This is a genomic window from Micromonospora sp. NPDC005205 (assembly GCF_040608275.1).
Classification (GTDB): domain Bacteria; phylum Actinomycetota; class Actinomycetes; order Mycobacteriales; family Micromonosporaceae; genus Micromonospora.
The window spans coordinates 39120-61078 of the sequence record NZ_JBEXHV010000014.1 but is presented as its reverse complement, the minus strand read 5'-3'; the positions used below and the strand labels follow the sequence as shown (position 1 = coordinate 61078).

The following is a 21959-nucleotide window of genomic DNA, read 5'->3' as shown; positions in this document are numbered from 1 at the left end:
ACGGTGAAGGCTCTGGTCCTGTCGGGCGGTTCCGGCACCCGATTCCGCCCGCTCAGTCATTCCATGCCGAAACAACTGCTCCCCGTGGCCAATCGACCGGTACTGGAACTGGTGCTGGAAACCGTCAGCGGCCTCGGCGTCACCGAGATCGGGGTGGTGGTCGGTCGGTGGGGGCCCGATATCAGGACGGCGCTGGGCGACGGCCGGCGTTTCGGCGTACCGATCACGTACCTGCACCAGGACCAGCCGCGCGGGCTCGCGGACTGCGTCCGGCTGGCACGTTCCTTCCTCGGCGACGACGACTTCGTCATGTACCTGGGCGACAACGTGCTGCCCGACGGTGTCGCCGACATCGCCGCCGACTTCCGTGTGCACCGCCCGGCCGCCCAGATCGTGGTGCACAAGGTCAGCGACCCGCAGGAGTTCGGCGTCGCCGAGCTCGACCCGCACGGCACCGTGCTGCGGGTGGTGGAGAAGCCGGCCCGGCCGCGCAGCGATCTGGCGATGATCGGCGTCTACTTCTTCACGGCGGCGGTGCACGAGGCGGTGGCCGCGATCGACGCGAGCACCCGCGGGGAGCTGGAGATCACCGACGCGGTCCAGTGGCTCCTCGCGTCCGGCGCGGACGTACGTGCCAGCGTCTACGACGGCTACTGGAAGGACACCGGGCAGGTCGACGACCTGCTCGACTGCAATCGCCGGATGCTGGCCGATCTGACGCCCGGCATCGCCGGCGACGTCGACCCGGCCAGCATCCTGACCGGGCACGTCGTCGTTGAGCCCGGCGCCCGGGTGGTGCGCTCCCGCATCGACGGCCCGGCCGTCATCGGGGCGGGAACCCTCGTCGAGGACAGCACGGTGGGGCCGTTCACCGCCGTCGGCCCGGACTGCGTCCTGCGTCGGTGCAACGTGGCCGACTCGGTGGTGCTCGCTGGTGCCACCATCTCGGCGGTGCCGCCACTGGCCCGGTCGCTGATCGGGCGCGCCGCGACGGTCAGTGCGGGCGACGGCCTCGCGCACCGGCTGGTGATCGGTGACGACACCCGGATCGAGCTGGCCGCATGAGCGCGCCGGGGGCGGCGCTTCGGCTGCGCCCGCGTGAGGACGACGGGCTGGCGCAACGCCTGGCTCGCTCGGCGGCCGAGACCGAGGCCGGCGCGGCCATCCCTACGACGGACGTGCCGGGCTGGCTGGCGGAGCGGGCGCGCGCCCAGCGGTTCCGGGTGACGCCGATCCCGTTCCAGGAGTTGGACGGTTGGGGGTTCGCTCCGGGCACCGGCAACCTGGTGCACCACAGCGGCCGTTTCTTCACTGTGGAGGGCCTGCACGTACGCACCGGTGGGTCGCCGCACCTGGAGTGGTGGCAGCCGATCATCAACCAGCCCGAGGTGGGCATCCTGGGCATCGTCGCCACCGAGTTCGACGGCGTTCTGCACTTCCTCCTGCAGGCCAAGGCCGAGCCCGGCAACCCGACACCGGTGCAGCTCTCGCCGACGGTTCAGGCCACCCGCAGCAACTACACCGGGGCGCACCGCGGGGCACCGGTGCGCCACCTGGAGCTCTTCACCGATCCGCATCGCGGCCGGCCGCTCACCGACGTGCTGCAGTCGGAGCACGGGTCCTGGTTCCACCACAAGACGAACCGGAACATGATCGTCGAGACTGGCGCCCCGGTCGACGCCGGCGCGGACTTCTGCTGGCTCACCCTCGGCCAGATCGGCCGTCTGATGCAGGTCGACAACCTGATCAACATGGACACCCGTACGGTCCTGGCCTGCGCGCCGGTGACCTTTGGCGATGCGGTGGCCCGGCACGACGACACCGAGGTGCGTTCCTGGTTCACCGCGGAACGCACCCGCCACGACCTCCACGGCCGGCTGGTGCCGCTGCGCGGGCTGCCCGGCTGGACCATCGGCGAACGGACCATCGAACACGTCCCGCCGCGCTACTTCCGGGTGATGGCGGTCTCGGTCGAAGCCGACAACCGCGAGGTACGCGGCTGGACCCAGCCACTCTTCGAACCGCTGGAACGAGGGTTGATCGCGTTCCTGACCCGCCGGTTCGGCGGCGTGCCGCATCTGCTCACGCACGCCCGGGTGGAGGCCGGCTTCCACAACACAGTGGAGCTCGGGCCGACCGTACAGTGCACACCCGGGCACCACGGCTCGGGCACCGGGCCGGCATTCCTGGACCTGATCAGGTCGGCGACGCCCGGCCAGATCCGGTACGACGTGGTGCACGCCGAGGAGGGCGGGCGTTTCTACCACGCGGAGAACCGCTGCGTCGTCCTGGAGTCCGACGCGGCGCCGGCCGATCCGCCGCCGGGATACCGCTGGCTGACACCGGGCCAGCTGACCGCGCTGCTCCGGCACGGGCACTATGTCAACGTCCAGGCCAGGACGTTGCTGTCCGCCATCACCACCGGCGCGGTCGTTCTCTGACGCACACCACGGCCGGCCGGGATCACCCGGCCGGCCGTGGCGGTTGTCGATCAGCGCACCAGACGCACGAACTCCCGGACGTCGTCGACCAGGGGGCCGGGCTGCTCCAGGGCGGCGAAGTGACCGCCCTGGTCAAACTCGGTCCACCGGGCGATGGTGGGGATGTGTGCCTCGGCGAATCGGCGTACCGGCAGGAAGATGTCCTTCGGGAACACGGCCACACCGACCGGCACGGTGATCGGAGGGGGCGCCGCCCCGGCGGCCGCCGCCTTCACCGCGGCCGCGCCCTCGTAGTAGAACTGCGCCGAGGGCCCGGCGGTGGCGGTGAACCAGTACAGCGACACCAGCGTCAGGATGTCGTCGCGCGACACCGCGTCCTCGGGCACCTTCTCGCTGTCGGTCCACTCCCGGAACTTCTCCACGATCCAGGCGAGCTGCCCGACCGGTGAGTCGGTGAGCGCGTACGCCAGCGTCTGGGGGCGGGTCTGCTGGATCTTCATGTAACCGGACAGGTGCTCGTCGAACTCGCGCAGCCGGCCCAGCCGCGCCATGTCCCGCTCGCTCAGGCCGTCCAGGTCGGCCGGGTCGCCGGACGGGAAGGTCATCAGCATGTTCACGTGCACCCCCGCGCAGTGCGTCGGGTCGATGACGCCGAGCGCCTGCGAGATCACCGATCCGGCGTCACCGCCCTGCGCCACGTACCTGTCGTAGCCGAGCCGGCGCATCAGCTCCGACCAAGCGGAGGCGATCCGCACCACGTCCCAGCCGGTGTCCGGCAGGCTGGAGAAGCCGTACCCGGGCAGCGACGGGATCACCACGTGGCACGCGTCGGCCGGGTCGCCACCGTGTGCGCGCGGGTCGGTGAGCGGGCCGACGATCTCGGTGAACTCCGCGAACGAGCCGGGCCAGCCGTGGGTGAGGATCAGCGGCACCGCGTCCGGTTCCGGGCTGCGCACGTGCACGAAGTGGATCATCGCGCCGTCGATCTCGGTCCGGAACTGGGGCATCTGGTTGAGCCGAGCCTCCGCGGCCCGCCAGTCGAAGGTGGTGGCCCAGTAGTCGGTGAGCTCCTGCAGGTAGGCCAGCGGCACGCCGCGGTCCCAGCCGACGCTGGCGAGCTCGCCGGGCCAGCGGGTGGCGGCCAGTCGTCGACGCAGGTCGTCGACGTCGGGTTGTGGGATGTCGATCCGGAACTCTTCCATCGCGCAATTCCCTTCCATTGGCTGAAGCACGCGCTTATCGGATCTGTGCGGGAAAAGACTTCAAACCGTTCACGAAGTTCGACTCCAACCGGATCTCCGGTCCGGTACGCACCAGCGACGGCAGGTGCGGGAGGAACGCCCGGAGCAGGGCGGTCAACTCGTGCCGGGCCAGGTGGGCGCCCAGGCAGAAGTGAGGGCCGATGCCGAACGCCAGGTGCGGATTGGGACTGCGGCCGAGGTCGAGCCGGTCCGGCTCGGTGAAGACGGCCGGGTCGCGGTTCGCCGAGGTGTAGTAGAGGACCACCTTGTCGTCGGCCGCGATGGCCTGCCCGGCCAGCTCGGTGTCGCGAGTGGCGGTACGTCGGAACTGCATGATCGGTGTGACATGGCGGATCAGCTCGTCGACCGCCGCGGCGATGGGCACCGTGCCGGCCACCAGTCGGTCGCGCTGCTCGTGGTCGTCGACCAGGGCCGACAGCGAGCCGGCGATGAGGTGTCGGGTGGTCTCGTTACCGGCCACCACCAGCAGCAGCCAGAACATGCAGAATTCGCGATCGGACAGCCGCCGGCCGTCCACCTCGGCGACGGCGAGCCGGCTGATCAGGTCGGGCTGCGGGTGCGCGCGACGCTCGGCCGCCAGCTCCAGCGCGTAGGTGAACGCCTCGGCGAACGTCCGCCGGTACGCGTCCACGTCCCCGCCGCCGAACTCGGGATCGTCGAAGCCGACCAGATGGTTGCTCCACCCGTACAGCAGGTGGCGATCGGCGCGCGGGACACCGAGCAGGTCGCAGAGCACCAGCAACGGCAACTCGGCAGCCAGGTCCGTGACCACGTCCAGCTCGCCGGCGCGCACGACGCGCCGGACCAGCTCGGTGGCGTGTGCCGCGACCCCGTCGGCGAGACCGCCGACCGCCCGGGGCGTGAAGACCGACGTCACCAGGCGGCGGATCTGGACGTGCTGCGGTGCGTCCATGCTGATCAGCAGCTGCCTGGTCTGCCGCAGGTCCGCCGGTGTCCGCGGGTCGACGAGGAAGGCGCCGGCCCGCCCGGACGAAAAGTCGCCGGTGCGCCGCGACGCCTCCTGCACCGCCGCGTGCGTGGTGACCGCCCAGTACCCGCGGCCCCGCTCGGTGATCCGGCCGCTCGCGCTGTGCCGGGTCAGGAGCGGCTCGTCGACCCAGGCCACCGGTTCTTCGCGCCGCCGACGGGCGAACTCGGCGTGCGGCACCCCGTGCGCGTAGGTGGCCGGATGGGCGATGTCCGGCCGGGTGGCGCCCGACACGCCGGTCACGGCACCGGCTCCGCCGACGACGTCCGCTCCAGCACCGCATCCGGGTCGTCCGGCGCAGGCGGCGCGATGGCGCGGCGCAGCGCGTCCTTCCGCAACTTGCCGGAGGTGTCCCGGGGCAGGGCGGCCACCACGTGGTACGCCCGAGGCGTCTTGAAACCCGCGAGCGAGCGGCGGCAGTGCGGATCGAGCAGCGCGAACAGGTCGGCCGGCTCGGGCAGAGCGGGCTCGATCACCGCGACCACGTGCTCCCCGAACTCGTGGTCCGGCACGCCGATGACGGCCGCGTCCCGTACCGCCGGATGGGCCAGCAGCACCGCTTCGACCTCCGTTGGATAGACGTTCACGCCCCCGGTGACGATCAGGTCCTGGGCACGGCCGTCGAGGTACAGGAAGCCCGCCTCGTCCAGGTGTCCCAGCTCGCCGTAGGTGAACTTGTCCGGGGCCAGGTGCACGGCCCGGGTCTTCTCGGGCGCCTTGTGGTACTGGAACGTGCGCCCGGTGAGGCGCCGGACGAACACCCGCCCGGACACACCGGCGGGCACCGGGTCACCCTCCTCGTCGACCACCACGAGTTCGTACGGCGGCACGGCGCGGCCCACGCTGCCCGGCCGGCGCAGCCAGTCGTGCGAGTTGATCAGGCTTACGACGCCGCCCTCGGTGGCGCCGTAGTACTCGAGGAAAACCGGCCCCCACCACTCGATCATGGCCCGTTTGACGTCCGGCGGGCACGGCCCACCGCCATGCCAGACCCGCCGTAGCGATGCGCCGGAGAAGCCGCGGCGGACGTGCTCCGGCAGCCGGAGCAACCGCACCAGCTGGGTCGGCACCAGATGCGCCGCGGAAATCTGCTCCGCGTCGATGACCGCGAGCGTGGCCTCGGGGTCGAACCTCTCCTGGATGTGCAGCGTGCAGCCGCGCAGCAGGGCGAGCAGCGCGAGGAACAGCTGCGACGAGTGGTACCAGGGCCCGTCGAGCAGGAACCGCTCGTTCGCCGGGACGTCGAGGACCACGCGGGCGTACTCCAGCAGTTTGGCCACCCGGGTGAACGGCGCTCCGACCACGAACATGCCGTTGAGCACGCCCTTGGGTGCGCCGGTGGTCCCGGACGTGTAGAGCATGGTGGAGCCGCAGGACTGCTCGGCCGGTTCGGCCGGATCCGCGGCGGCGAGCAGAGGCTCCACCGCCCGGAAGCCGGGCACGTCACGGTCGCCGAGCACCAGTCGCGTCGGCACCTCCCCCGGCGCGCGGGCGGCGGCCCGGCCACTCACCTGCGCGTAGGGCTCCTCGACGATCAGCCCCCGACACTCCGAGTCGGTGATCAGGTAGGCGATCTCCGGCTCGGTCAGGTGCCAGTTCACTGGCACCACGGTGATCCCGCGGTGCAGGCAGGCGAGCAGGATCTCGAACGTCTCCCGGCGATTGCCGAGCACGCAGGCCACCTGGTCGCCGCGACCCAGCCCTTCGGCGGCCAGGACGCCCATCCAGCGATGCACCCGCGAACCGAGCTCCGGCCAGCTGGAACGGCCGCGCTTGTCGACCAGGGCCGTGCGGTGTCCGTTCGCGGTGATGAGGTCGTTGATCAACGTCGGCATGGGCGCGTCTACTCCTCGATCAGGTCGGGTTGGGCGCGGAGGATGTCGTCGTACAGCGGGGAGAAGTTGAGCCGGCCCATGCCCGGCGCGCCCATCAGGGCCGCCGTGGCCCGCGCGGCGTCCGGGCGGATCGGTACCGGCCGGCCGGCCGCCTCGGCGAGCAGTTGCACCTGGCAGCTGCGATCCATGGTGATGAACCACCACGCCGCCTCCTGCACGCTCCCGCCGACGGTGAGCAGGCCGTGATTGCGCAGGATCACCGCCTTGGCGTCGCCGAGCCGGTCGGCGATGTGCTTCGCCTCCTGCGACTCCAGGACCACGCCCTCGAAGCCGTCATAGACCGAGTGGTCCTCGTAGAAGGCGCAGGCGTCCTGGGTGAGCGGGTCGAGCGGCCGGCCGAGGGTGGACCAGGCCCGCCCGTAGGTGGAGTGCGTGTGCGCGGCCGCCACCACGTCCGGTCGGGCGGCGTGCACGTGGGAGTGGATCGCGTACCCGGCCGGGTTCACGCTGCCCCTGCCCGCGACCACAGTGCCGGACTCGTCGACCAGCAGCAGGTCGGCGACCCGCACGTGTCCGAAGTGCATGCCGAACGGGTTGATCCAGAAGTGGTCCGGCTCGATCGGGTCACGGGCGGTGACGTGTCCGCCGGCGCCGTGGTCGAAGCCGAAGCGGGCGAACAGCCGCAGTGTCGCGGCGAGCCGCTGCTTGCGGTAGCGCCGTTCGGCGAGCGGTTCGCGGCGCGTGGTCATCCGCATCCGCCCGGGGTGTCGAGGTCGTACGGCGGGGTCAGCCGGGCCGACTCGGTGACCACCGGCCGGTCGTCACCCGCCTGCCACATCTCCAGGAAGGCGTCGACCCGTTCCAGTCCCCAGAACCGGTGGCGCCCCAGCTTCAGGTAGGGGATGCCGAAGATGTCGTCGAGGTACGCGCGGTACAGGCAGTCCACGCCCTCCTCCCGGATGCTCGCCGACTCGGCGGCCAGCACCGCCGTCTCCGGGGCGAACCCGGCCTCCTTGGCCGCACGGCGCACCGTGTCGGGCTGGCAGATGTCCTCGCCCCGTCCCCAGCGGGCCTGCGCCAGCGCGTCGTAGAACCCCTCGGCCAGGCCCTCGCGTCGTGCGGCCAGCCAGGCCAGATGCGGCAGTTCCCACCACGGGTCCCGGTCGATCGGCCAGGCCATGCTCAGGTTCTGGCGCTGGGCCAGGCGTTTGGTGTCGAGCAGCATGTACAGGTGCTTGGCCCGGCTCATCTGCACGTAGTGGAACTCGCCGCCGCGCGCCGCCAGCGCCGCCGTCGACCGCTCGTCCGGGTCCCAGTACGGCTGCAGGTCCAGCCTGGTGAACAGATCCGGTACGGCCTCGCGCAACCGCCGCACCGCGAGCCAGCTGTACGGGCTGCGGAACGAGAAGTACAGCCGCGGCCGGGCGCTCATCGTCGGTCTCCCCGCAGCGCCGCGACCACCTCGTCATCGAGCTCGGCCATGCCGCCCGCGCCGGGTCCGGCGGCGATGGCGTAGCCGTGCAGGATCCGCGCCTGCGCGACCTGCACCAGGCGGTCGCCGCGTTGGACGTGGCACCGCATCCGTCCGTCGAAGAGCACGCCGCGCAGGATGTCGGTGACGGTGAAGACGGTGTGCACGGTCTCCTCCATCCGCGCGGCCTCGACCAGCTGCAGGTGGCTGCGCGACACCACCGGGATCCAGGACCGCTCGGTCAGCAGGCGGCCGACGGAGATGCCACGGTCGGCGAGGAACCGGTCCACCACCTCCTCCAGAGCGCGCACGAACCCGGAGTGCTGGACCCGGTCGGAGTAGTGGCAGTAGAAGTACGGCGCCCGCCAGGACCACAGGTGTGCGCCCGGTTCCGCGCCCAGCACGTCCTCGGCGGTCTCACCGGGTGCCAGCGACCGGTGGTCCGGGTGTCGCACCGTTGTCGCCGCGGCCAGCTCGGGGACCTCCAGGGCGTCGAGCCCGCCGGGCGCGCGACGGTAGCTCTCGGCGGTGCGCTCGCGGACGAGCGCGACCCGCACCCGGCCCCGCAGCGCGGTCACCTCCTGTCCGTCCCGGGTCGACACGAGCCGGACGCTCAGCAGGTTGTCAGTGGCCGAGGTGACCTCGGCCCGCACCTCGTCGTCCAGTTCGAGCACGGCGGGCAGTTGTACGGAGCTCTCCACGATCTCCAGGCCGAGACCGTGCCGCAGGTACAGCTCACCGGCGCCGGCGCCCTGGTCGCGGAGCCAGCGCAGCACGCCCTGCTCGACCAGGTAGAGGAAGTGCTTGAAACCGATCCAGGTACGGATGTTGGCGCCCTCGTACCCCGGTTCGGTGTGCACCACTGTGGGTCTTGGTGTGATCGTCACGGTCATTGCTCATCCCGCCGTTCCCATCGTCGCCCGGGCCAGCCGGGCCAGGTCGGCGACCCGGTCGGCGATCCCTTGGGCGTGCCGTACATGGCAGAAGTGGTCGTAGTCGTCGCGCAGGTGCAGGAGGCCGCCCGGCATGCCGGCGGCGAGCACCTCCGCCGCCTTCGGGGTCAGCGTGGGATCCGCGCCGCCGGCGAGCACCGCGACCGGCCTGCCCACCGCCTCGAGCGACAGATCGGCGGTCGCCAGGTACTGCTCGAAGACGGTGAGGAACCCGGCCGGGCCCACCCGCTCGATCGCCAGGTCCGTCATCGCCCCCAGCAGCCCGGCGTCGATGCGGGCCGCCCGGCTGCCCATCCGGGCGCGCAGGCCGTCGTGGATGTGCTGCACGAACGTCTCCCGGGAACGGTCGAACAGCGCCCAGGTGACCGGCCCTCCGGGAGGTCGGTACAGGGGGCAGATCAGCGCGACGGTCCGCCCGGCGAGAGGTTCGTCGGCGCAGAGCAACTGGAGTGCCGCGTTGCCGCCGAACGAGTGCGCCACCAGCACGTCCGGGGTTCGGGGCAACGCGGCCAGGCCCGAGCGCAGCCACTCCGCGGGCGACCGGTGCCGCCACCGGTAGTCGTTGCCGGCACGCCACGGAAGGTCCAGTGCGACCAGGCGCCGGCGCGGGCCGAGCCACTCGGCGAGGGGCCGCCAGCTCTGCCAGGTGTCCTCCAGCCCGTGCGCGAACGCCACGAGCGGGGCGCCCGGATCACCCTCGTTGAGCACGTGCACGGGGACGGTCACGACGCACCGCCGAGAACGGCGAACGGCGTGTCGCCGGGATCGCCCACGGCCAGTGCGCCGTGTCCCTCGTCGGCCACCAGGTGCGCGGCCAGGGCGAGGGCGACGATGTCGCGTGCGCCGTAGGAGTCGCCCCAGTCATCGATCGGGCCCGACGGCAACGGCTCGGCCGCGGGCAGCGGCGCTCGCGGGTGGACGGCGAGGGGGCCCGGGCGCGCGGTGAGCACGACGCACGCGGCACCCGCGCGCAACGGCGGAGCACCGGCGTGCAGCGCCGACGCGATCTCGTCGGCCGGCTCCACGCCGACCAGCACCACCCGGTCGGCGCGACCCGCCGCCAGCAGCAGCGCGGCGGTGCCCAGGCCGGCGCGCCCGGACCGGGCGCCGGAGCAGATCATCAGATTCGGGCCGCCGAAGCCGAACCACAGCGCCACGGCGCTGGACACCACGTTGCTGGACACGCCCGGCGCGTCGAGCACACTGACCGCGCGCCCACCTTCCTCGGTGACCGTCCGGGCCACCCGGGCGACGGTCTCGACGTTGCCCAGATTGCTACAGGCCACCACCGCGGTTGCGGGCAGCGGCGTCGGCAGCGGGTGACGGCCCGGGGTCAACCCCAGCGCCCGGTGCACGGCGCAGAGCGCGAGCCGCGTCGCGGGGTCCTTGGAGAGCAGGCCCTTGCGACCCAGCAGCGTGGCCGCCCGGTCGGCGGTGGCGGCCTCCGCGCGCGCCCACTCCCCCGTTCCGGCGGCGCTCAGGTCGGCACCGGGCAGGTGGAGGCTCCAACCGGTCGCGTAGATGGCGGTGGTCACGACGCCTCCAGCAGGGAGACCGCGTTGACGCCGCCGAACCCGAAGGCGTTCACCTGCACCAGCCGGGGCCGCGACCCGACGAAGTCGCCCACGACGAACCGCAGTCCGGCGCCCTCGTCCAGGACCGTGCGCAGGCCGGCCACCGGCGGCACCAGCCCGGTCTCCAGGCAGCGGATCGCCACGTCGACGTTGACGAGCGCCGCGGCGCCGGAGGTGTGCCCCACCGCGCCCTTGACCGCGGTGATCAGCGGCGAGCCGCCCGCGGCGTCGACCACGGCCCGCAGTGCCCGGCACTCGGCCGGATCGTTGAGCGCGGTGCCGGTGCCGTGCGCGATCACCAGATCGGTCTCCGACGGCTCCCGCCCCGCACGGGCGTACGCGTCGCGCATGGCGCGGCAGATGCCGTCCACGTCGGGCGCGGTCTCGTGCCGGGCGTCGCAGGACAGGCCGGTGCCGGCGACCCGCGCGAGCGCCGGTCGGGAGACGTCCGCCGGTTCCACGACCAGCGCCGCCGCACCGTCGCCGAGCAGCACACCGGTGCGGTCCCGGTCGAACGGGCGGACCCGGGTGGTGGGCGGATCGCTCACCCGCCCGATCATCGCCAGCATGGAGCGTGTCATGGTGTCTGCGGCGGCGACCACGACGGCGTCGGCGTCGCCCAGGGCCAGCATGTCCTCGGCCAGTGCGAGGACGTGCCCACCAGCGCTGCACGCGTTGGACACCGTGATGACGTCGGTGACGCCCGGCAGCACGCGGCGCACCGCCTCGGCGAAGTGCAGCTTCGAGCGCGGCGGACGGACCCCGCTGAGGGCGAACTCCTCGACCGCGCCGAGCTCCCGCAGCCCGGTACCCACCAGGGCGGTGACCCGGCGACGGCCGGCGTCCAGCCCGGACGCGGCCACCGCCTCGGCCACGCACGCCGACAACATGCGGGCGGCGCCGAACGGTGCCGCCCCGGCGGCGTGGTAGCCGTGCGAGACGTTCAGAAGCGCCCTGCCGGGGTGCCGCAACGGCGCCGCGCCGCAGGCGCCGCTGAGTAGCGCCGCGAACGTCCGCTGGCCGTCGCCCAGGCAGGTACGGACGGCGCTACCGGTCACCAGTGCCGGCATCGGCGCACCTCCTCACGACAGCTACGGCCACCGCGCCGTCGGCGTTGCGGGCGGTCAGCAGGGCCGGCCCGGCAGGCTCCGGGTCGGCCAGCCAGACCGCGAGCGCGGCGGCGGACGAGGCCGCGTCGCACTCCCCCAGCAGCCTCTTCGCCGCTACCCGGCGAGGTCGGTGGCGGAGCAGCCCGGCGACCGCGAGGTACTCGTCCTGACCCGCCTCGTCCGCCTCGCCGGTGAGGACCGCGGTGACGTCGGAGGGTGCGACGCCGGCCCGGTCCAGGGCGCGCCGGGCGCAGGCCAGGAGTGCGCGCGCCCCGGTGCCGCCCGGACCGAACCCGGTCGCGGTGACGAGGTCGGCGACCGGCGCGGCGCCGACCCAGGCCGGTGGCTGGGGCGCGGACAGGACGAACACGGCGGCCGCCTCGCCGAGCGGCACCTCGGCCGTCGTACCGGTGAGGTGTGCGGCCCACGCCCGGTGTGCGGAGAACTCCTCGACGGCACCGGCGAGCATCACGTCGGCGTATCCGCCGGCGAGCACCATCTCGGCGTACCGGACGGCGTTGAGGAAACCGAGCGCGCCGCCCGCGACGGTGGCGTTGACACCGCGCAGGCCGTGCCGGATGGCGACCTGGCCGGCGGCGCCGTTCATCACGGTGTTCGGGAACAGCATCGGGTTCACCAGGTACGGCTTCTCCTGCACCAGCGTCTCGCGACTGAAGTCGCTGGTGGACCGGAAACTGCCGATCGTCGTGCCGAGCACCACCCCGACGCGACCGCGGTCGGCGTCGGCGGACAGTTCGGCCGCGCCGAGGGCGTCCTCGCAACAGACCACCGCGAGCCCGGTGGCCCGGTCGTACGTGCTGGTCCCCTTGCGGCCGAGCCGGGCCCGGATGTCGAAGCCCGGCACGACGTGTCCGCGCGGCGACGGAAGCGACTCGGTGAACAGGCCACCGGTGCCGGGGGCGACCGGGGCGTCGGAGCGCGGCAGCGACGCGGGGGCCGCGGACGTGGCCATGCCGGCCGAGGTGAGCGCGGACCAGCCGAACACGCTCACGCCGGTCATGCCACCGCTCCCAGCATCACGATGGCGTTGTTGCCGCCGAAGGCGAACCCGTCGTTCTGCACCACGCGCACTGTGGCGTCACGGGCCACGTTCGGCACGGGGTCCAGACCCGGCAGCCCCTCGTCGGGGTGCTCCCAGTTCACTGTGGGCGGCAGGAAACCCCTGTCGATCGCCAGCACCCCGGCGATGGCGCCGAACCCGCTCGCCGCGCCCATCGTGTGCCCGATCATCGACTTGATCGAGCTCACCGGCGGCGGCTCGGGCCCGAAGACCTCCAGGATCGCCGCGCCCTCCACCAGGTCGTTGGCGGGTGTGCCGGTGCCGTGCGCGCAGATGTAGTCGACGTCCTCGGGTTTCACCCCGGCGTTGCGGTGCGCCAGCCGGATGCAGTCCGCGATGCTGGGTGTGTGCGGTGCCACCGGATGGTGCGCGTCGCAGTTGCGCCCGTACCCCAGCAGCTCGGCATAGATCCGCGCGCCGCGCGCGCGGGCGTGCTCGAACGTCTCCAGCATCAGCACGGCCCCGCCCTCGCCGGTGAGAATGCCGGAGCGGTCCCGGTCGAACGGCGCGCACGCGTGCTCGGTGAGCGCGCCCAGCCTGAAGAAGCCGGCGTGCGCCCACCGGCACACCGCGTCGGCACCGCCGGCGAACACCACGTCGGCCTCACCGGCGACGAGCAGGTCGTAGCCGTACCCGATCGCGTAGTTGCTGGCGGAGCAGGCAGTGGCCAGGGTGAGCGACTCACCGGCGAGGCCGAGTTCCTCGCTCACCGCGTGCGCGAGCCGGTTCGCCGGTAGCTGCGCCAGCAGGGTCGGGTCCTGGCCGGCGAACCCGTCGGCGAGGATCTGGGCGGTCAGCGCCTCCAGCACCTGCGACTCGCCGCTGGTGGTGCCGATCACCGCGTGCGCGCGTCCGGCGTCGATCAGGTCCGGGTCGAGACCGCCGTCGGCGGCCGCGAGCCGCGCCGCGGTGGCCGCGAACAGGCTGGACCTGCCCCACCGGGACGGGTCCAGCCTGGACAGGTGCTCACCGGGCCGGAACCCGTGCACCTCACCTGCCTTGACGAACGGAAACCCGGAGGTGTCGAAGCTGGTGATCCGGGATATGCCGGATCGCCCGGAGCGCAGCGAGTCGGCGAACGCCGACACGCCGACCCCGATGCTCGATACCGGACCGAGCCCGGTCACCGCGACGCGGACCACGGCTCAGTCCCGGCCGGTGGCGTGCCGGGTCAGGGCGGCGTGCACGGCCTTCAGGTTGCGCAGTTCGGGAAGCTCGGCCTGCGGAATCTCCACCTTGAACTGCTTGTCGATACGGGCCAGGATCTCGATGGCACGCAGCGAGTCCGCCTCGTACTCGTCCATGAAGTCGCCGGTGTCGGTGAGCTCCTCCGGCTCGACCTCCAGCACCTCCGCGACGATCTCGCGAAGCTCCTCCAGCTGCTGTTCCTTGATCGTCATCGCTGTCCTTCCGTGCTGACCGAAACCATTGGATGAGGGTGGGCGACGCCGGACGGCGGGACCGCCGGCCGGGCGACGGGGCGGCGGGTGGCGATGAGGGTGCCCACGGTGGCCACCCGGCGATCGCCGATCCAGGTCTCGCCGTGGGCGAACGCGGTGTCGGCGACCACGGAGTCGAGGTGGACCTCGTGCCGGAGGACGTCACCGGGGTACGCCGAGCCGGCGAAGTGCCAGTCCCGGGCGCCGGCGAACATCAGCACGCCGTCGTCGTCCGGCGGTGGGCTGCCTCCCAGCCAGAGCAGGGCGGCGCTCTGGCCGAACGACTCGATCAACAGCGACCGCGGGTACGCGAACCGCCACGGCTCGGCGCTCTCCGGCAGGTCGGCGTAGCAGGGCTCGGTCGCGCTGACCAGCTTGACCGTCCGGATGGAGCGTCCCGGCTCCAGCGCGAGCACCCGGTCCACCAGCAGCATCGGATGACGTTGCGGGAGCACCGCCCGGATCTCGTTGTGCTCACCCATCGCCGGCTCCGGCGGCGGCGAAGAGGGCGCGCAGCTTGGCCGTGGTGGTGCCGTCGGAGCGGCACGCCACCGCACGCACGTCCCAGCCACCGGGCGACTCCTCGGCCCGCACCGTGAGCGTGAGCGTGTCACCGTCGAGCAACGGCGCGAGAAACCGCACCGAGCGCAGCTCGACCAGCTCGGGCGGGCGGTCCCCGGCGGCGCCGGCCATCGCCCGGCACAGCGCCTCCACGACGAAGACCCCGGGGAACACCGCCAGGTCGGGAAAGTGGCCCCGCAGGTACGGATCGTCGCCGCGCACGGGGACCCGCACGGCGAAGGCCGCCCCGGAGGAGTCCAGGCGCACCAGATCGGCGTCGCACAACGGGGATGCCACCGCCCGGGTCACAGCGTGATCCCCCCGTCCACCTGGAACACCTGACCGGTGACGTAGGAGGCGCGCTCGCTCAGCAGGAAGGCGACCATTTCGGCGACCTCGTCGGCCCGGCCGAACCGCCGTACGGGAATCTGGCCCAGCGCCTGCTCGCGGAGCCGGTCCGGGAGCGCGTCGGTCATTTCGGTCTCGATGAAGCCGGGCGCCACCACGTTGACCCGTACGCCGTGCCGGGCCACCTCCTTGGCCAGCGACTTGCTGAACCCGATGATGCCGGCCTTGCTCGCGGCGTAGGCGGTCTGGCCGACGTTGCCGTAGACCCCGGCCACTGACGACATGTTGACGATGGCGCCGCTGCGCTGCTTCATGAAGCGGAACGCCATGGCCCGGCAGACGTTGCGGGTTCCGGTGAGGTTGGTGGCCAGCACGGCGTCCCAGTCGTCCGCGGGGGCCAGCACCAGGGGCGCGTCGCGGGTGATGCCGGCGTTGTTGACGACGAGGTCGAACGTGCCGAGCTGGTCTTCGGCGGCGCGCACGAAGTCCTCGACGGCGGCGGGGTCGGCCACGTCGCAGCGCGCGAAGTAGCACGGCACGCCGAGCACCCGGACGTCCTCCTCGGTACGCCGGGCGGCGTCGTCGCCGGAGTGGTGACAGCCGGCGACGGCGTACCCCTCGCGGGCCAGTCGCAGGGCCACCGCCCGGCCGATGCCGCGCGACGCCCCGGTGATCAGAGCCCGGTGCTGTTCGGCCATTTCGCCTCCGTCGTCATTTGCGCGCGAACCATTAACAGCCGCATTGATGAATTGGCCTTAAATGGTGGAGATCGCTACTCGCCTACTTTATCGGCCGACCGGCCGGGGTCCCTTCTCTCACGTTGCGACATCGCTTTTCAGCTCCTTGCGGATCTCCGCCGAGTCGGCGCCGGGCGCCGGTGCGCACCGGCGGATCCGGGTCGGGGTACGCGAGAATTTCACCGCCGGCCCGACGAGCGGCGCGGTGGTTCCGTCGCTCAGCACGGTGTCCTGGAGCATCCCGCGGGCCCGTACGTGCGGGTCGGCGACCGACTCGCTCAGCGTCCGGACCGGAGCGGCCACCAGCCCGGCGCCGGTCAGCACGTCGACCGCCTCGGTGACCGGGCGTCCCGCGCACCAGCCGGCCACGACGAGGTTGACCGCGTCGCGGTTGGCGATCCGCTGGTCGCCGGTCCGGAACCCGTCGGCGTCGGCCAGTTCGGGGCGGCCGATCGTGCGGGCCAGTACCCGCCAGTGCTTGTTCAGCGCGACGACGAGGTAGAGATGCCCGTCGGCGCACGCGTAGACGTTCGACGGCACCGCGAACGGGGTCTCGTTGCCGTGCCTGCCGGGTGGGGCCCCGGCGGCGGCGAGGGTCGGCAGGCCGCTGCTACCGAACAGGAGAGCATCCAGCATGGACACGTCGACGTGCTGACCCTCGCCGGACCGGTCCCGATGGGCGAGCGCGGCAAGAGCCCCGATCGCGGCGTGCAGTCCGGCCAGCTCGTCGGCGATGAAGGTGGGCGCACGCACCGGATCGCCGTCGACCGGCCCGTTGAGCGCCATCCAGCCGCCGGCCGCCTGCACCACCGGGTCGTACGCGGGCCGGTCCCGGCCTGGACCGTACTGGCCCCACCCGGAGACGGACACGAACACCACGTCCGGGCGGACGGCACGGCAGTCGGCGTATCCGGCGCCCCACCTGGCGAGCGTGCCCGGTCGGTAGTTCTCGACCACCACGTCGGCCACCTGGACCAGCCGCAGGAACTCGGCGCGACCCTCGGCCGTACGCAGGTCGAGGCCGAGGCTGCGCTTGTTGCGGTGCACCGTCTGGCGGAACCAGGACAGCGAGGTGCCCGGGATCACCGGGGGCACCTCGCCGTCGCGGCCGTGCGCCAGCTCCACCCGGATCACGTCCGCGCCCAGGTCGGCCAGGACGCAGGTGGCCAGCGGACCGGACCACACCTTCGTCACGTCGAGCACGCGGACGCCCTGCAGCGGCCCGGACAGGTCGGTCCGCGCTTCGGCGTAGAAGTCCTCGGCCCGCATGTCAGAGCCGCTGCAGCAGTGAGGCGGTGCCGAGGGAGCCCCCGCAGCACATGGTGATCAGCGCCGACTCCCGGCCGGAGCGCTCCAGTTCGTGCAGTGCGGTCACCAGCAGCCGGGTGCCTGTGGAACCGAGCGGGTGGCCGAGGGCTATCGCGCCGCCGTTCGGGTTGACGCGTTCCGGGTCCGCACCGTACGCCGCCTGCCAGGTGAGCACGACGCCGGCGAACGCCTCGTTGACCTCGTACAGGTCGATGTCGTTGATCTTGCGCCCGGCCCGGGCCAGCAGCCGAGCGGTGGCGGCGACCGGACCATCCAGCAGGTAGTACGGGTCAGCGCCGGTGACCACCTGGTGGCTGATCCGCGCCCGCGGGCGCAGGCCGGCGGCGCGGGCCCGCCCCTGGGACATCCACAACACCGCCGAGGCCCCGTCGGAGATCTGCGACGTGGTCCCGGCGGTGTGCACCCCTCCCTCGATGGTCGGCGCCAGCGCGGCCAGCCCTGCGGCGGTCGTCGGGCGCAGCCCCTCGTCGCGCTCGACCAGACGGACCGCACCGGTGGGGCTCCCGTCGCCGTTGAGCACCGGCGCGCGCACCGGCGTCACCTCCTCGGTGAACCGGCCATCGGCCCAGGCCGCGGCGGCCCGCCGCTGGGACTTCAACCCGTACGCGTCGGCGTCGGCGCGGGTGATGCCCTCGCGCCGGGCGATCCGCTCCGCGCCACCGAACTGCGCCTGGGGCGGGTCGTCCCACGGATAGTCGGCTGTCTTGTAGTGCCCGGGGCCCTGGTAGAGGTTCGTGCCGACCGGCACCCGGCTCATCGACTCGACGCCGCAGGCGATGCCGACGTCGATCTCCCCGGCCGCGATCAGTGCGGCCACCAGGTGATTGGCCTGGTGGGCCGACCCGCAGGACACGTCCACAGTGGTGCAGCCGACAGCCGGGTCGTGCCCGGTGCTGAGCCAGGCGTTGCGGGTGACGTTGAGGCTCTGCTCGCCGGACTGTGTGACGCACCCGCCGATGATCTGTTCCACGTCGGACGGGTCGGTGCCGGTCTCGTCCAACACCGCCAGCAGCACGTGCCGCAGCAGTTCCACCGCCTTGAGACCGGCCAGCGCGCCGCCCCGTCGCCCGATCGGCGTACGGGTGGCCGCGACCATGACCGGCAGCCGCTCACCGGACGCCGTCACGCGTCGGTCCGCAGGGTGATGGCGAGCTTGGGGCAGCCCCGGGCCGCGATCTCCGTCGCCGGCCACAGTGCGGGCGCCGGGTGCTCCGCTCGGACCCGGAGCACGTCGTCCTCGCCCAACTCGAACACCTCCGGGGCGGCGTCGGCGCACAGGCCGTTGCCGTCACACTGGTCGAAATCGACGATGACGTGCACGAGTGCCTCCCCGGGTCCGTATCCGACGCCATCGTCGCTGCCCGGCCCGTACGGGCGCATCTTCAAAATTGCCGCCTCGCATTTCCGGTGCCCCTTCTTCTCGCACGTTGCGGAATGCGCCGACAAATGGCGACGCCGGCCACCGTGGGCATTAGCGTGCCTCTATGCGGCTGGACGACAGCGACGAAGAAGGCGAATTCCGGGCCGAGCTGCGCGCCTGGTTGCGCGCGCATGTGCCGGCCCCCTCCGCGGGTCCGCCACAGCCATGGCCGGAGCCGGAGATGCGGCAGTGGAGCGCCACCCTCGGCAAGGCCGGGTACGCCGGTCTGACGTGGCCGCGGGAGCACGGCGGGCGGGGCCTGCCACCGCTGTACCAGGCGATCCACGCCGAGGAGAGCACGCTGGCCGGCGCCCCGGACCACCTCAACGTCATCGGCCTGCACATGGTCGGTCCCACGCTGATCCGGTACGGCACCGCGGCCCAGAAGGCCGTCAACCTCCCGGGGATCCTGTCCGGCGACATCATCTTCTGCCAGGGCTTCTCGGAGCCGGAGGCTGGCTCGGACCTGGCGGCGGTGCGCACCCGGGCGGAGCGGACCGCGCACGGGTGGACGGTCACCGGCGAGAAGGTGTGGTCGTCGTACGCCCATCTCGCCGACCGCTGTCTCCTGCTGGCCCGCACCGAACCCGACGCGCCCAAGCATCGCGGCCTGACCTGTTTCCTGCTCGACATGCGCGCCCCCGGCGTCGAGGTGCGCCCGCTTCGCCAGATCTCCGGTGACACCGACTTCAGCGAGATCGTGCTGACCGGCGTGGAACTGCCCGAGGACAGCGTGGTGGGTGCGCGTGGCGAGGGCTGGAAGGTGGCGCTCACGACTCTCTCGCACGAACGCGGCACGTTCGGCATCACGCTCACCGCTCGCCTGGCGGTGCAACTGGACCGGCTGATCCGTACCGCCCACGCGGTCGGTGCCACCGCCGACCAGGCCGTGCGCCGGGAGATCGCCGATCTGCACGTGCGGCTTCAGGGGTTGCGCTTCACCGGTTACCGCGCGCTCGCGCAGCTGGAACGGGACGGGGAGCCCGGCCCGGAGAGCTCGGTGCTCAAGCTGCGCTGGTCGCAGACCCACCAGCAGATGTGCCGGCTGGGACTGCGGCTGGTGCAGGGCGACACCGTCGGACACGCCGGGCAGTGGGCGGCGTACTGGCGGCGGGCGCAGCTGCGCAGCCGCGCGAACACCGTCGAGGGCGGCACCTCCGAGATCCTGCGCGGGATCGTCGCCGAACGCGTTCTCGGCCTGCCTCGCCACCGTTAGGAGAGCGCACCATGGACTTCGCCACCACCACCGCACAGCGGGACCTGGCCGACGCGGCCCGACGCCACCTGAGCGAGCGCTTCCCACCGTCCCGGCTCGCCGCGACGGCGGATCACGGCCTCCTCGATCCGGAGGACTGGGCCGCGCTGGACCGACAGGGCTGGCTGGACGCGGAACTCGGACCGGTGGATCTCGCCCTGCTCGCCGAGGAGAGCGGGCGGGCGCTGCTCCCCCAACCCTGGGTCGGCACGGCCGGATCGGTTCTGCCGGTGTACCAGTCGGCGGGGCTGCCGCTACCCGGACCGGCCGCGCTGGTCGATTCCTCGGACACGTGCGCCGCGCACGACACGCCGGACTGGCGGATCAGCGGGAGCGCACCCGGCGTGGTCGACGCGCACCTGGCCACGGAGCTGGTGGTGGCCGCCACGACCCGCCAGGGGGTGGCGCTGTTCGGCGTCGCGCCCTCGGAGGTTTCCATCGCCGAGCGGGACGACATCGATCCACTGCGCCGGTACGCCACCGTCCGGTTGCTGCACGCGCCCGCCCGACTGCTCGCCGACCCCGGCCGCACCGCCGAGCTGCTGCCTGCGCTGCGGTTACGAAGCGCCATGCTGCTGGCCTGCGAGGCGGTGGGTGTCGCGGACGGCGCACTGGCCGAAGCCGTGCGGTACGCCGGAATCCGGACCCAGTTCGGCCGGCCGATCGGGTCGTTCCAGGCGGTGGCACACCAGCTGGCCGAGGCGTACGCGGAGATCGAGACCGCACGGTCGCTGGCCTACCGGGCGGCGGTGACGCTGAACGGCGAAGGCGCCGCCGAGGCGGTGGCCTGTGCCGCCGTGGCCGGTCCGCGCGCGGCCGTGCTGGCCTGCGAGGTGGCCCTGCAGGTCTGCGGTGGCATTGCCATGACCTGGGAGTTCGGGCTGCACCTGCGCTACCGGCGGGCGCTGTGGCTGGACGCCCACCGGGTCACCTCCGTGCCACCGCACGACGTGCTCGCGGCCCTGCTGCTGAGCTGACCGCCGGCGCTCACCGCCGAATCGAGAGGACGACACATGTCGTTGCAGCTGCACTGGTTCCTGCCCACGCACGGGGACGGACGCGAGGTGGCCCAACCCTCCTCCGGCCCGCCACCGCCCGGCGCGCGCCGCGACGTCGACCCGGACTACCTGCGTCAGGTCGCCCTCGCGGCGGACCGATTCGGGTTCACCGGGATGCTCGTGCCGTTCGGCATGTTCTGCGAGGACCCGTGGCTGGTGTCTGCCGCGCTCGCCGCGGACACCCGGCGGATCCGCTTCATGGTGGCGATGCGCCCCGGGCTCATCTCGCCGGTGCTGGCCGCGCAGTCCGCGGCGACCCTTCAACGTCTCTCCGGCGGCCGCCTCCAACTCAACGTGGTCACCGGCGGCGACGCCGACGAGCAGCGGCGCTACGGCGACTGGTTGTCGCACGACGAACGGTACGCCCGCACCGGCGAGTTCCTCGACGTGTTCCGCCGAGCCTGGACCGGTGAGCGGTTCGACCACACCGGCACGCACTACCGCATCCGCGCGGGCCTGCTCACCCGGCCGTACCCGGTCGCTCCGGAGATCTTCGTCGGCGGCTCCTCCGACGCGGCCCGGGAGGTGGCCGCCGCGCACGCGGACGTGCTGCTGGCCTGGGGCGAGCCACCGGCGGCCATGGCGGAGGCGATGGGCCGGGCCCGCGAACTCGCCGACGCGCACGGACGCACACTGAGCTTCGGCACCCGCTTCCACGTCATCGCCCGGGACACGTCCGCGCAGGCCTGGCAGGTGGCGCGGCAACTGGTCGACGGCATGGACCCGGCGCGGATCCGGCAGGCGCAGCAGCGCTTCCGGTCCACCGAGTCGCAGGGGCAGCAGCGGATGGCGGCGCTGCACGGTGGGCGTACCGACGACCTGGAGGTCTACCCGAACGTCTGGGCCGGGTACGGCCTGGTCCGTCCCGGCGTGGGCACCGCGCTGGTGGGCAGCCACGAGGACGTGGCGGACCGGATCGAGGAATACCACCGGCTCGGCCTGGACCACCTGATCCTGTCGGCGCAGCCGCACCTCGAAGAGGCCTACGTCGTCGGGGAGGGCGTCCTCCCGCTGCTGCGCAAGCGCGGCGTGCTCGCCGGCTGACGCCGGGCCCGGACCCGTCGGTGCCCCGGCCCAGAAGGGCCGGGGCACCGAACT

Annotated in this window: 23 protein-coding genes; 5 read left to right on the top strand and 18 right to left on the bottom strand. The window is 72.7% G+C overall.

Annotated features, from left to right (window positions below; all coding sequences use genetic code 11):
* The first annotated feature begins 3 nt into the window (after positions 1 to 3).
* Both ABZU43_RS23845 and ABZU43_RS23840 read left to right on the top strand, forming a co-directional pair.
* Positions 4 to 1065, top strand: coding sequence for a glucose-1-phosphate thymidylyltransferase (locus tag ABZU43_RS23845; protein ID WP_355008693.1), 1062 nt, complete (start codon positions 4 to 6; stop codon positions 1063 to 1065).
* Positions 1062 to 2441, top strand: a complete 1380-nt coding sequence (locus ABZU43_RS23840) for an NDP-hexose 2,3-dehydratase family protein (RefSeq protein ID WP_355008692.1) — start codon at positions 1062 to 1064, stop codon at positions 2439 to 2441. The genes ABZU43_RS23845 and ABZU43_RS23840 overlap by 4 nt, the downstream gene beginning before the upstream one ends.
* A gap of 50 nt (positions 2442 to 2491) precedes the next feature.
* On the opposite strand, the gene ABZU43_RS23835 is transcribed toward ABZU43_RS23840, so the two are convergent.
* From ABZU43_RS23835 to ABZU43_RS23750, 18 genes are all read right to left on the bottom strand, one after another.
* A complete protein-coding gene (locus tag ABZU43_RS23835) occupies positions 2492 to 3643 on the bottom strand; it encodes an epoxide hydrolase family protein (RefSeq protein WP_355008691.1) in 1152 nt (383 codons plus the stop codon).
* 34 nt (positions 3644 to 3677) lie between these two features.
* Positions 3678 to 4934: a cytochrome P450 gene (locus ABZU43_RS23830; protein ID WP_355008690.1), complete on the bottom strand. Its 1257-nt coding sequence runs from the start codon at positions 4932 to 4934 to the stop codon at positions 3678 to 3680.
* A complete protein-coding gene (locus ABZU43_RS23825; RefSeq protein ID WP_355008689.1) occupies positions 4931 to 6526 on the bottom strand; it encodes an AMP-binding protein in 1596 nt (531 codons plus the stop codon). Before ABZU43_RS23825 ends, ABZU43_RS23830 begins: the two co-directional genes overlap by 4 nt.
* Positions 6527 to 6534: 8 nt before the next feature.
* On the bottom strand, positions 6535 to 7275 hold the full coding sequence (locus ABZU43_RS23820; protein WP_355008769.1) for a class II aldolase/adducin family protein: 741 nt from the start codon (positions 7273 to 7275) through the stop codon (positions 6535 to 6537).
* Complete coding sequence (locus ABZU43_RS23815) at positions 7272 to 7958, bottom strand: DsbA family protein (RefSeq protein ID WP_355008688.1); 687 nt, start codon at positions 7956 to 7958, stop codon at positions 7272 to 7274. The genes ABZU43_RS23820 and ABZU43_RS23815 overlap by 4 nt, the downstream gene beginning before the upstream one ends.
* The gene (locus ABZU43_RS23810; protein WP_355008687.1) at positions 7955 to 8890 is read right to left on the bottom strand and encodes a thioesterase; all 936 of its coding nucleotides are present in this window, start codon (positions 8888 to 8890) and stop codon (positions 7955 to 7957) included. Before ABZU43_RS23810 ends, ABZU43_RS23815 begins: the two co-directional genes overlap by 4 nt.
* A 3-nt stretch (positions 8891 to 8893) precedes the next feature.
* Entirely contained in the window at positions 8894 to 9676 is a 783-nt protein-coding gene (locus ABZU43_RS23805; RefSeq protein ID WP_355008686.1) for an alpha/beta fold hydrolase, read from the bottom strand.
* Positions 9673 to 10485 (bottom strand): beta-ketoacyl synthase N-terminal-like domain-containing protein, encoded by an 813-nt coding sequence (locus ABZU43_RS23800; protein ID WP_355008685.1) that lies wholly within the window; start codon positions 10483 to 10485, stop codon positions 9673 to 9675. The genes ABZU43_RS23805 and ABZU43_RS23800 overlap by 4 nt, the downstream gene beginning before the upstream one ends.
* Entirely contained in the window at positions 10482 to 11594 is a 1113-nt protein-coding gene (locus ABZU43_RS23795) for a beta-ketoacyl synthase N-terminal-like domain-containing protein (RefSeq protein ID WP_355008684.1), read from the bottom strand. The genes ABZU43_RS23800 and ABZU43_RS23795 overlap by 4 nt, the downstream gene beginning before the upstream one ends.
* Positions 11572 to 12654 (bottom strand): beta-ketoacyl synthase N-terminal-like domain-containing protein, encoded by a 1083-nt coding sequence (locus ABZU43_RS23790; protein ID WP_355008683.1) that lies wholly within the window; start codon positions 12652 to 12654, stop codon positions 11572 to 11574. Before ABZU43_RS23790 ends, ABZU43_RS23795 begins: the two co-directional genes overlap by 23 nt.
* Positions 12651 to 13856, bottom strand: coding sequence for a beta-ketoacyl-[acyl-carrier-protein] synthase family protein (locus ABZU43_RS23785; RefSeq protein WP_355008682.1), 1206 nt, complete (start codon positions 13854 to 13856; stop codon positions 12651 to 12653). Before ABZU43_RS23785 ends, ABZU43_RS23790 begins: the two co-directional genes overlap by 4 nt.
* Before the next feature lie 3 nt (positions 13857 to 13859).
* On the bottom strand, positions 13860 to 14114 hold the full coding sequence (locus ABZU43_RS23780; protein ID WP_355008681.1) for an acyl carrier protein: 255 nt from the start codon (positions 14112 to 14114) through the stop codon (positions 13860 to 13862).
* Entirely contained in the window at positions 14111 to 14635 is a 525-nt protein-coding gene (locus ABZU43_RS23775) for a beta-hydroxyacyl-ACP dehydratase (RefSeq protein WP_355008680.1), read from the bottom strand. The genes ABZU43_RS23780 and ABZU43_RS23775 overlap by 4 nt, the downstream gene beginning before the upstream one ends.
* Entirely contained in the window at positions 14628 to 15023 is a 396-nt protein-coding gene (locus ABZU43_RS23770) for a hypothetical protein (protein ID WP_355008679.1), read from the bottom strand. The genes ABZU43_RS23775 and ABZU43_RS23770 overlap by 8 nt, the downstream gene beginning before the upstream one ends.
* Positions 15020 to 15760, bottom strand: coding sequence for a 3-oxoacyl-[acyl-carrier-protein] reductase (gene fabG, locus ABZU43_RS23765; protein ID WP_355008678.1), 741 nt, complete (start codon positions 15758 to 15760; stop codon positions 15020 to 15022). Before fabG ends, ABZU43_RS23770 begins: the two co-directional genes overlap by 4 nt.
* 117 nt (positions 15761 to 15877) lie before the next feature.
* On the bottom strand, positions 15878 to 17068 hold the full coding sequence (locus ABZU43_RS23760; RefSeq protein WP_355008677.1) for a CoA transferase: 1191 nt from the start codon (positions 17066 to 17068) through the stop codon (positions 15878 to 15880).
* Between the two features lies 1 nt (position 17069).
* Entirely contained in the window at positions 17070 to 18224 is a 1155-nt protein-coding gene (locus tag ABZU43_RS23755) for a steroid 3-ketoacyl-CoA thiolase (RefSeq protein WP_355008768.1), read from the bottom strand.
* Positions 18225 to 18250: 26 nt separating this feature from the next.
* The gene (locus ABZU43_RS23750) at positions 18251 to 18448 is read right to left on the bottom strand and encodes a ferredoxin (RefSeq protein ID WP_355008676.1); all 198 of its coding nucleotides are present in this window, start codon (positions 18446 to 18448) and stop codon (positions 18251 to 18253) included.
* A 164-nt stretch (positions 18449 to 18612) separates the two neighbouring features.
* On the opposite strand from ABZU43_RS23750, the gene ABZU43_RS23745 reads away from it, so the two are divergent.
* The 3 genes from ABZU43_RS23745 to ABZU43_RS23735 are packed head-to-tail and all read left to right on the top strand — an operon-like array spanning position 18613 to position 21905.
* Complete coding sequence (locus ABZU43_RS23745) at positions 18613 to 19764, top strand: acyl-CoA dehydrogenase family protein (RefSeq protein ID WP_355008675.1); 1152 nt, start codon at positions 18613 to 18615, stop codon at positions 19762 to 19764.
* An 11-nt stretch (positions 19765 to 19775) separates the two neighbouring features.
* Positions 19776 to 20780, top strand: a complete 1005-nt coding sequence (locus tag ABZU43_RS23740) for an acyl-CoA dehydrogenase family protein (protein WP_355008674.1) — start codon at positions 19776 to 19778, stop codon at positions 20778 to 20780.
* Positions 20781 to 20816: 36 nt separating this feature from the next.
* Entirely contained in the window at positions 20817 to 21905 is a 1089-nt protein-coding gene (locus ABZU43_RS23735) for an LLM class flavin-dependent oxidoreductase (RefSeq protein ID WP_355008673.1), read from the top strand.
* Positions 21906 to 21959: the final 54 nt, after the last annotated feature.

Coding starts and splice junctions, on each gene's coding strand:
- ABZU43_RS23840 (WP_355008692.1), top strand. CDS start 1,062: ATGAGCGCGCCGGGGGCGGCGCTTCGGCTGCGCCCGCGTGAGGACGAC.
- ABZU43_RS23835 (WP_355008691.1), bottom strand. CDS start 3,643: ATGGAAGAGTTCCGGATCGACATCCCACAACCCGACGTCGACGACCTG.
- ABZU43_RS23825 (WP_355008689.1), bottom strand. CDS start 6,526: ATGCCGACGTTGATCAACGACCTCATCACCGCGAACGGACACCGCACG.
- ABZU43_RS23820 (WP_355008769.1), bottom strand. CDS start 7,275: ATGACCACGCGCCGCGAACCGCTCGCCGAACGGCGCTACCGCAAGCAG.
- ABZU43_RS23815 (WP_355008688.1), bottom strand. CDS start 7,958: ATGAGCGCCCGGCCGCGGCTGTACTTCTCGTTCCGCAGCCCGTACAGC.
- ABZU43_RS23810 (WP_355008687.1), bottom strand. CDS start 8,890: ATGACCGTGACGATCACACCAAGACCCACAGTGGTGCACACCGAACCG.
- ABZU43_RS23795 (WP_355008684.1), bottom strand. CDS start 11,594: ATGCCGGCACTGGTGACCGGTAGCGCCGTCCGTACCTGCCTGGGCGAC.
- ABZU43_RS23790 (WP_355008683.1), bottom strand. CDS start 12,654: ATGACCGGCGTGAGCGTGTTCGGCTGGTCCGCGCTCACCTCGGCCGGC.
- ABZU43_RS23780 (WP_355008681.1), bottom strand. CDS start 14,114: ATGACGATCAAGGAACAGCAGCTGGAGGAGCTTCGCGAGATCGTCGCG.
- ABZU43_RS23775 (WP_355008680.1), bottom strand. CDS start 14,635: ATGGGTGAGCACAACGAGATCCGGGCGGTGCTCCCGCAACGTCATCCG.
- fabG (WP_355008678.1), bottom strand. CDS start 15,760: ATGGCCGAACAGCACCGGGCTCTGATCACCGGGGCGTCGCGCGGCATC.
- ABZU43_RS23760 (WP_355008677.1), bottom strand. CDS start 17,068: ATGCGGGCCGAGGACTTCTACGCCGAAGCGCGGACCGACCTGTCCGGG.
- ABZU43_RS23755 (WP_355008768.1), bottom strand. CDS start 18,224: ATGGTCGCGGCCACCCGTACGCCGATCGGGCGACGGGGCGGCGCGCTG.
- ABZU43_RS23745 (WP_355008675.1), top strand. CDS start 18,613: ATGCGGCTGGACGACAGCGACGAAGAAGGCGAATTCCGGGCCGAGCTG.
- ABZU43_RS23740 (WP_355008674.1), top strand. CDS start 19,776: ATGGACTTCGCCACCACCACCGCACAGCGGGACCTGGCCGACGCGGCC.
- ABZU43_RS23735 (WP_355008673.1), top strand. CDS start 20,817: ATGTCGTTGCAGCTGCACTGGTTCCTGCCCACGCACGGGGACGGACGC.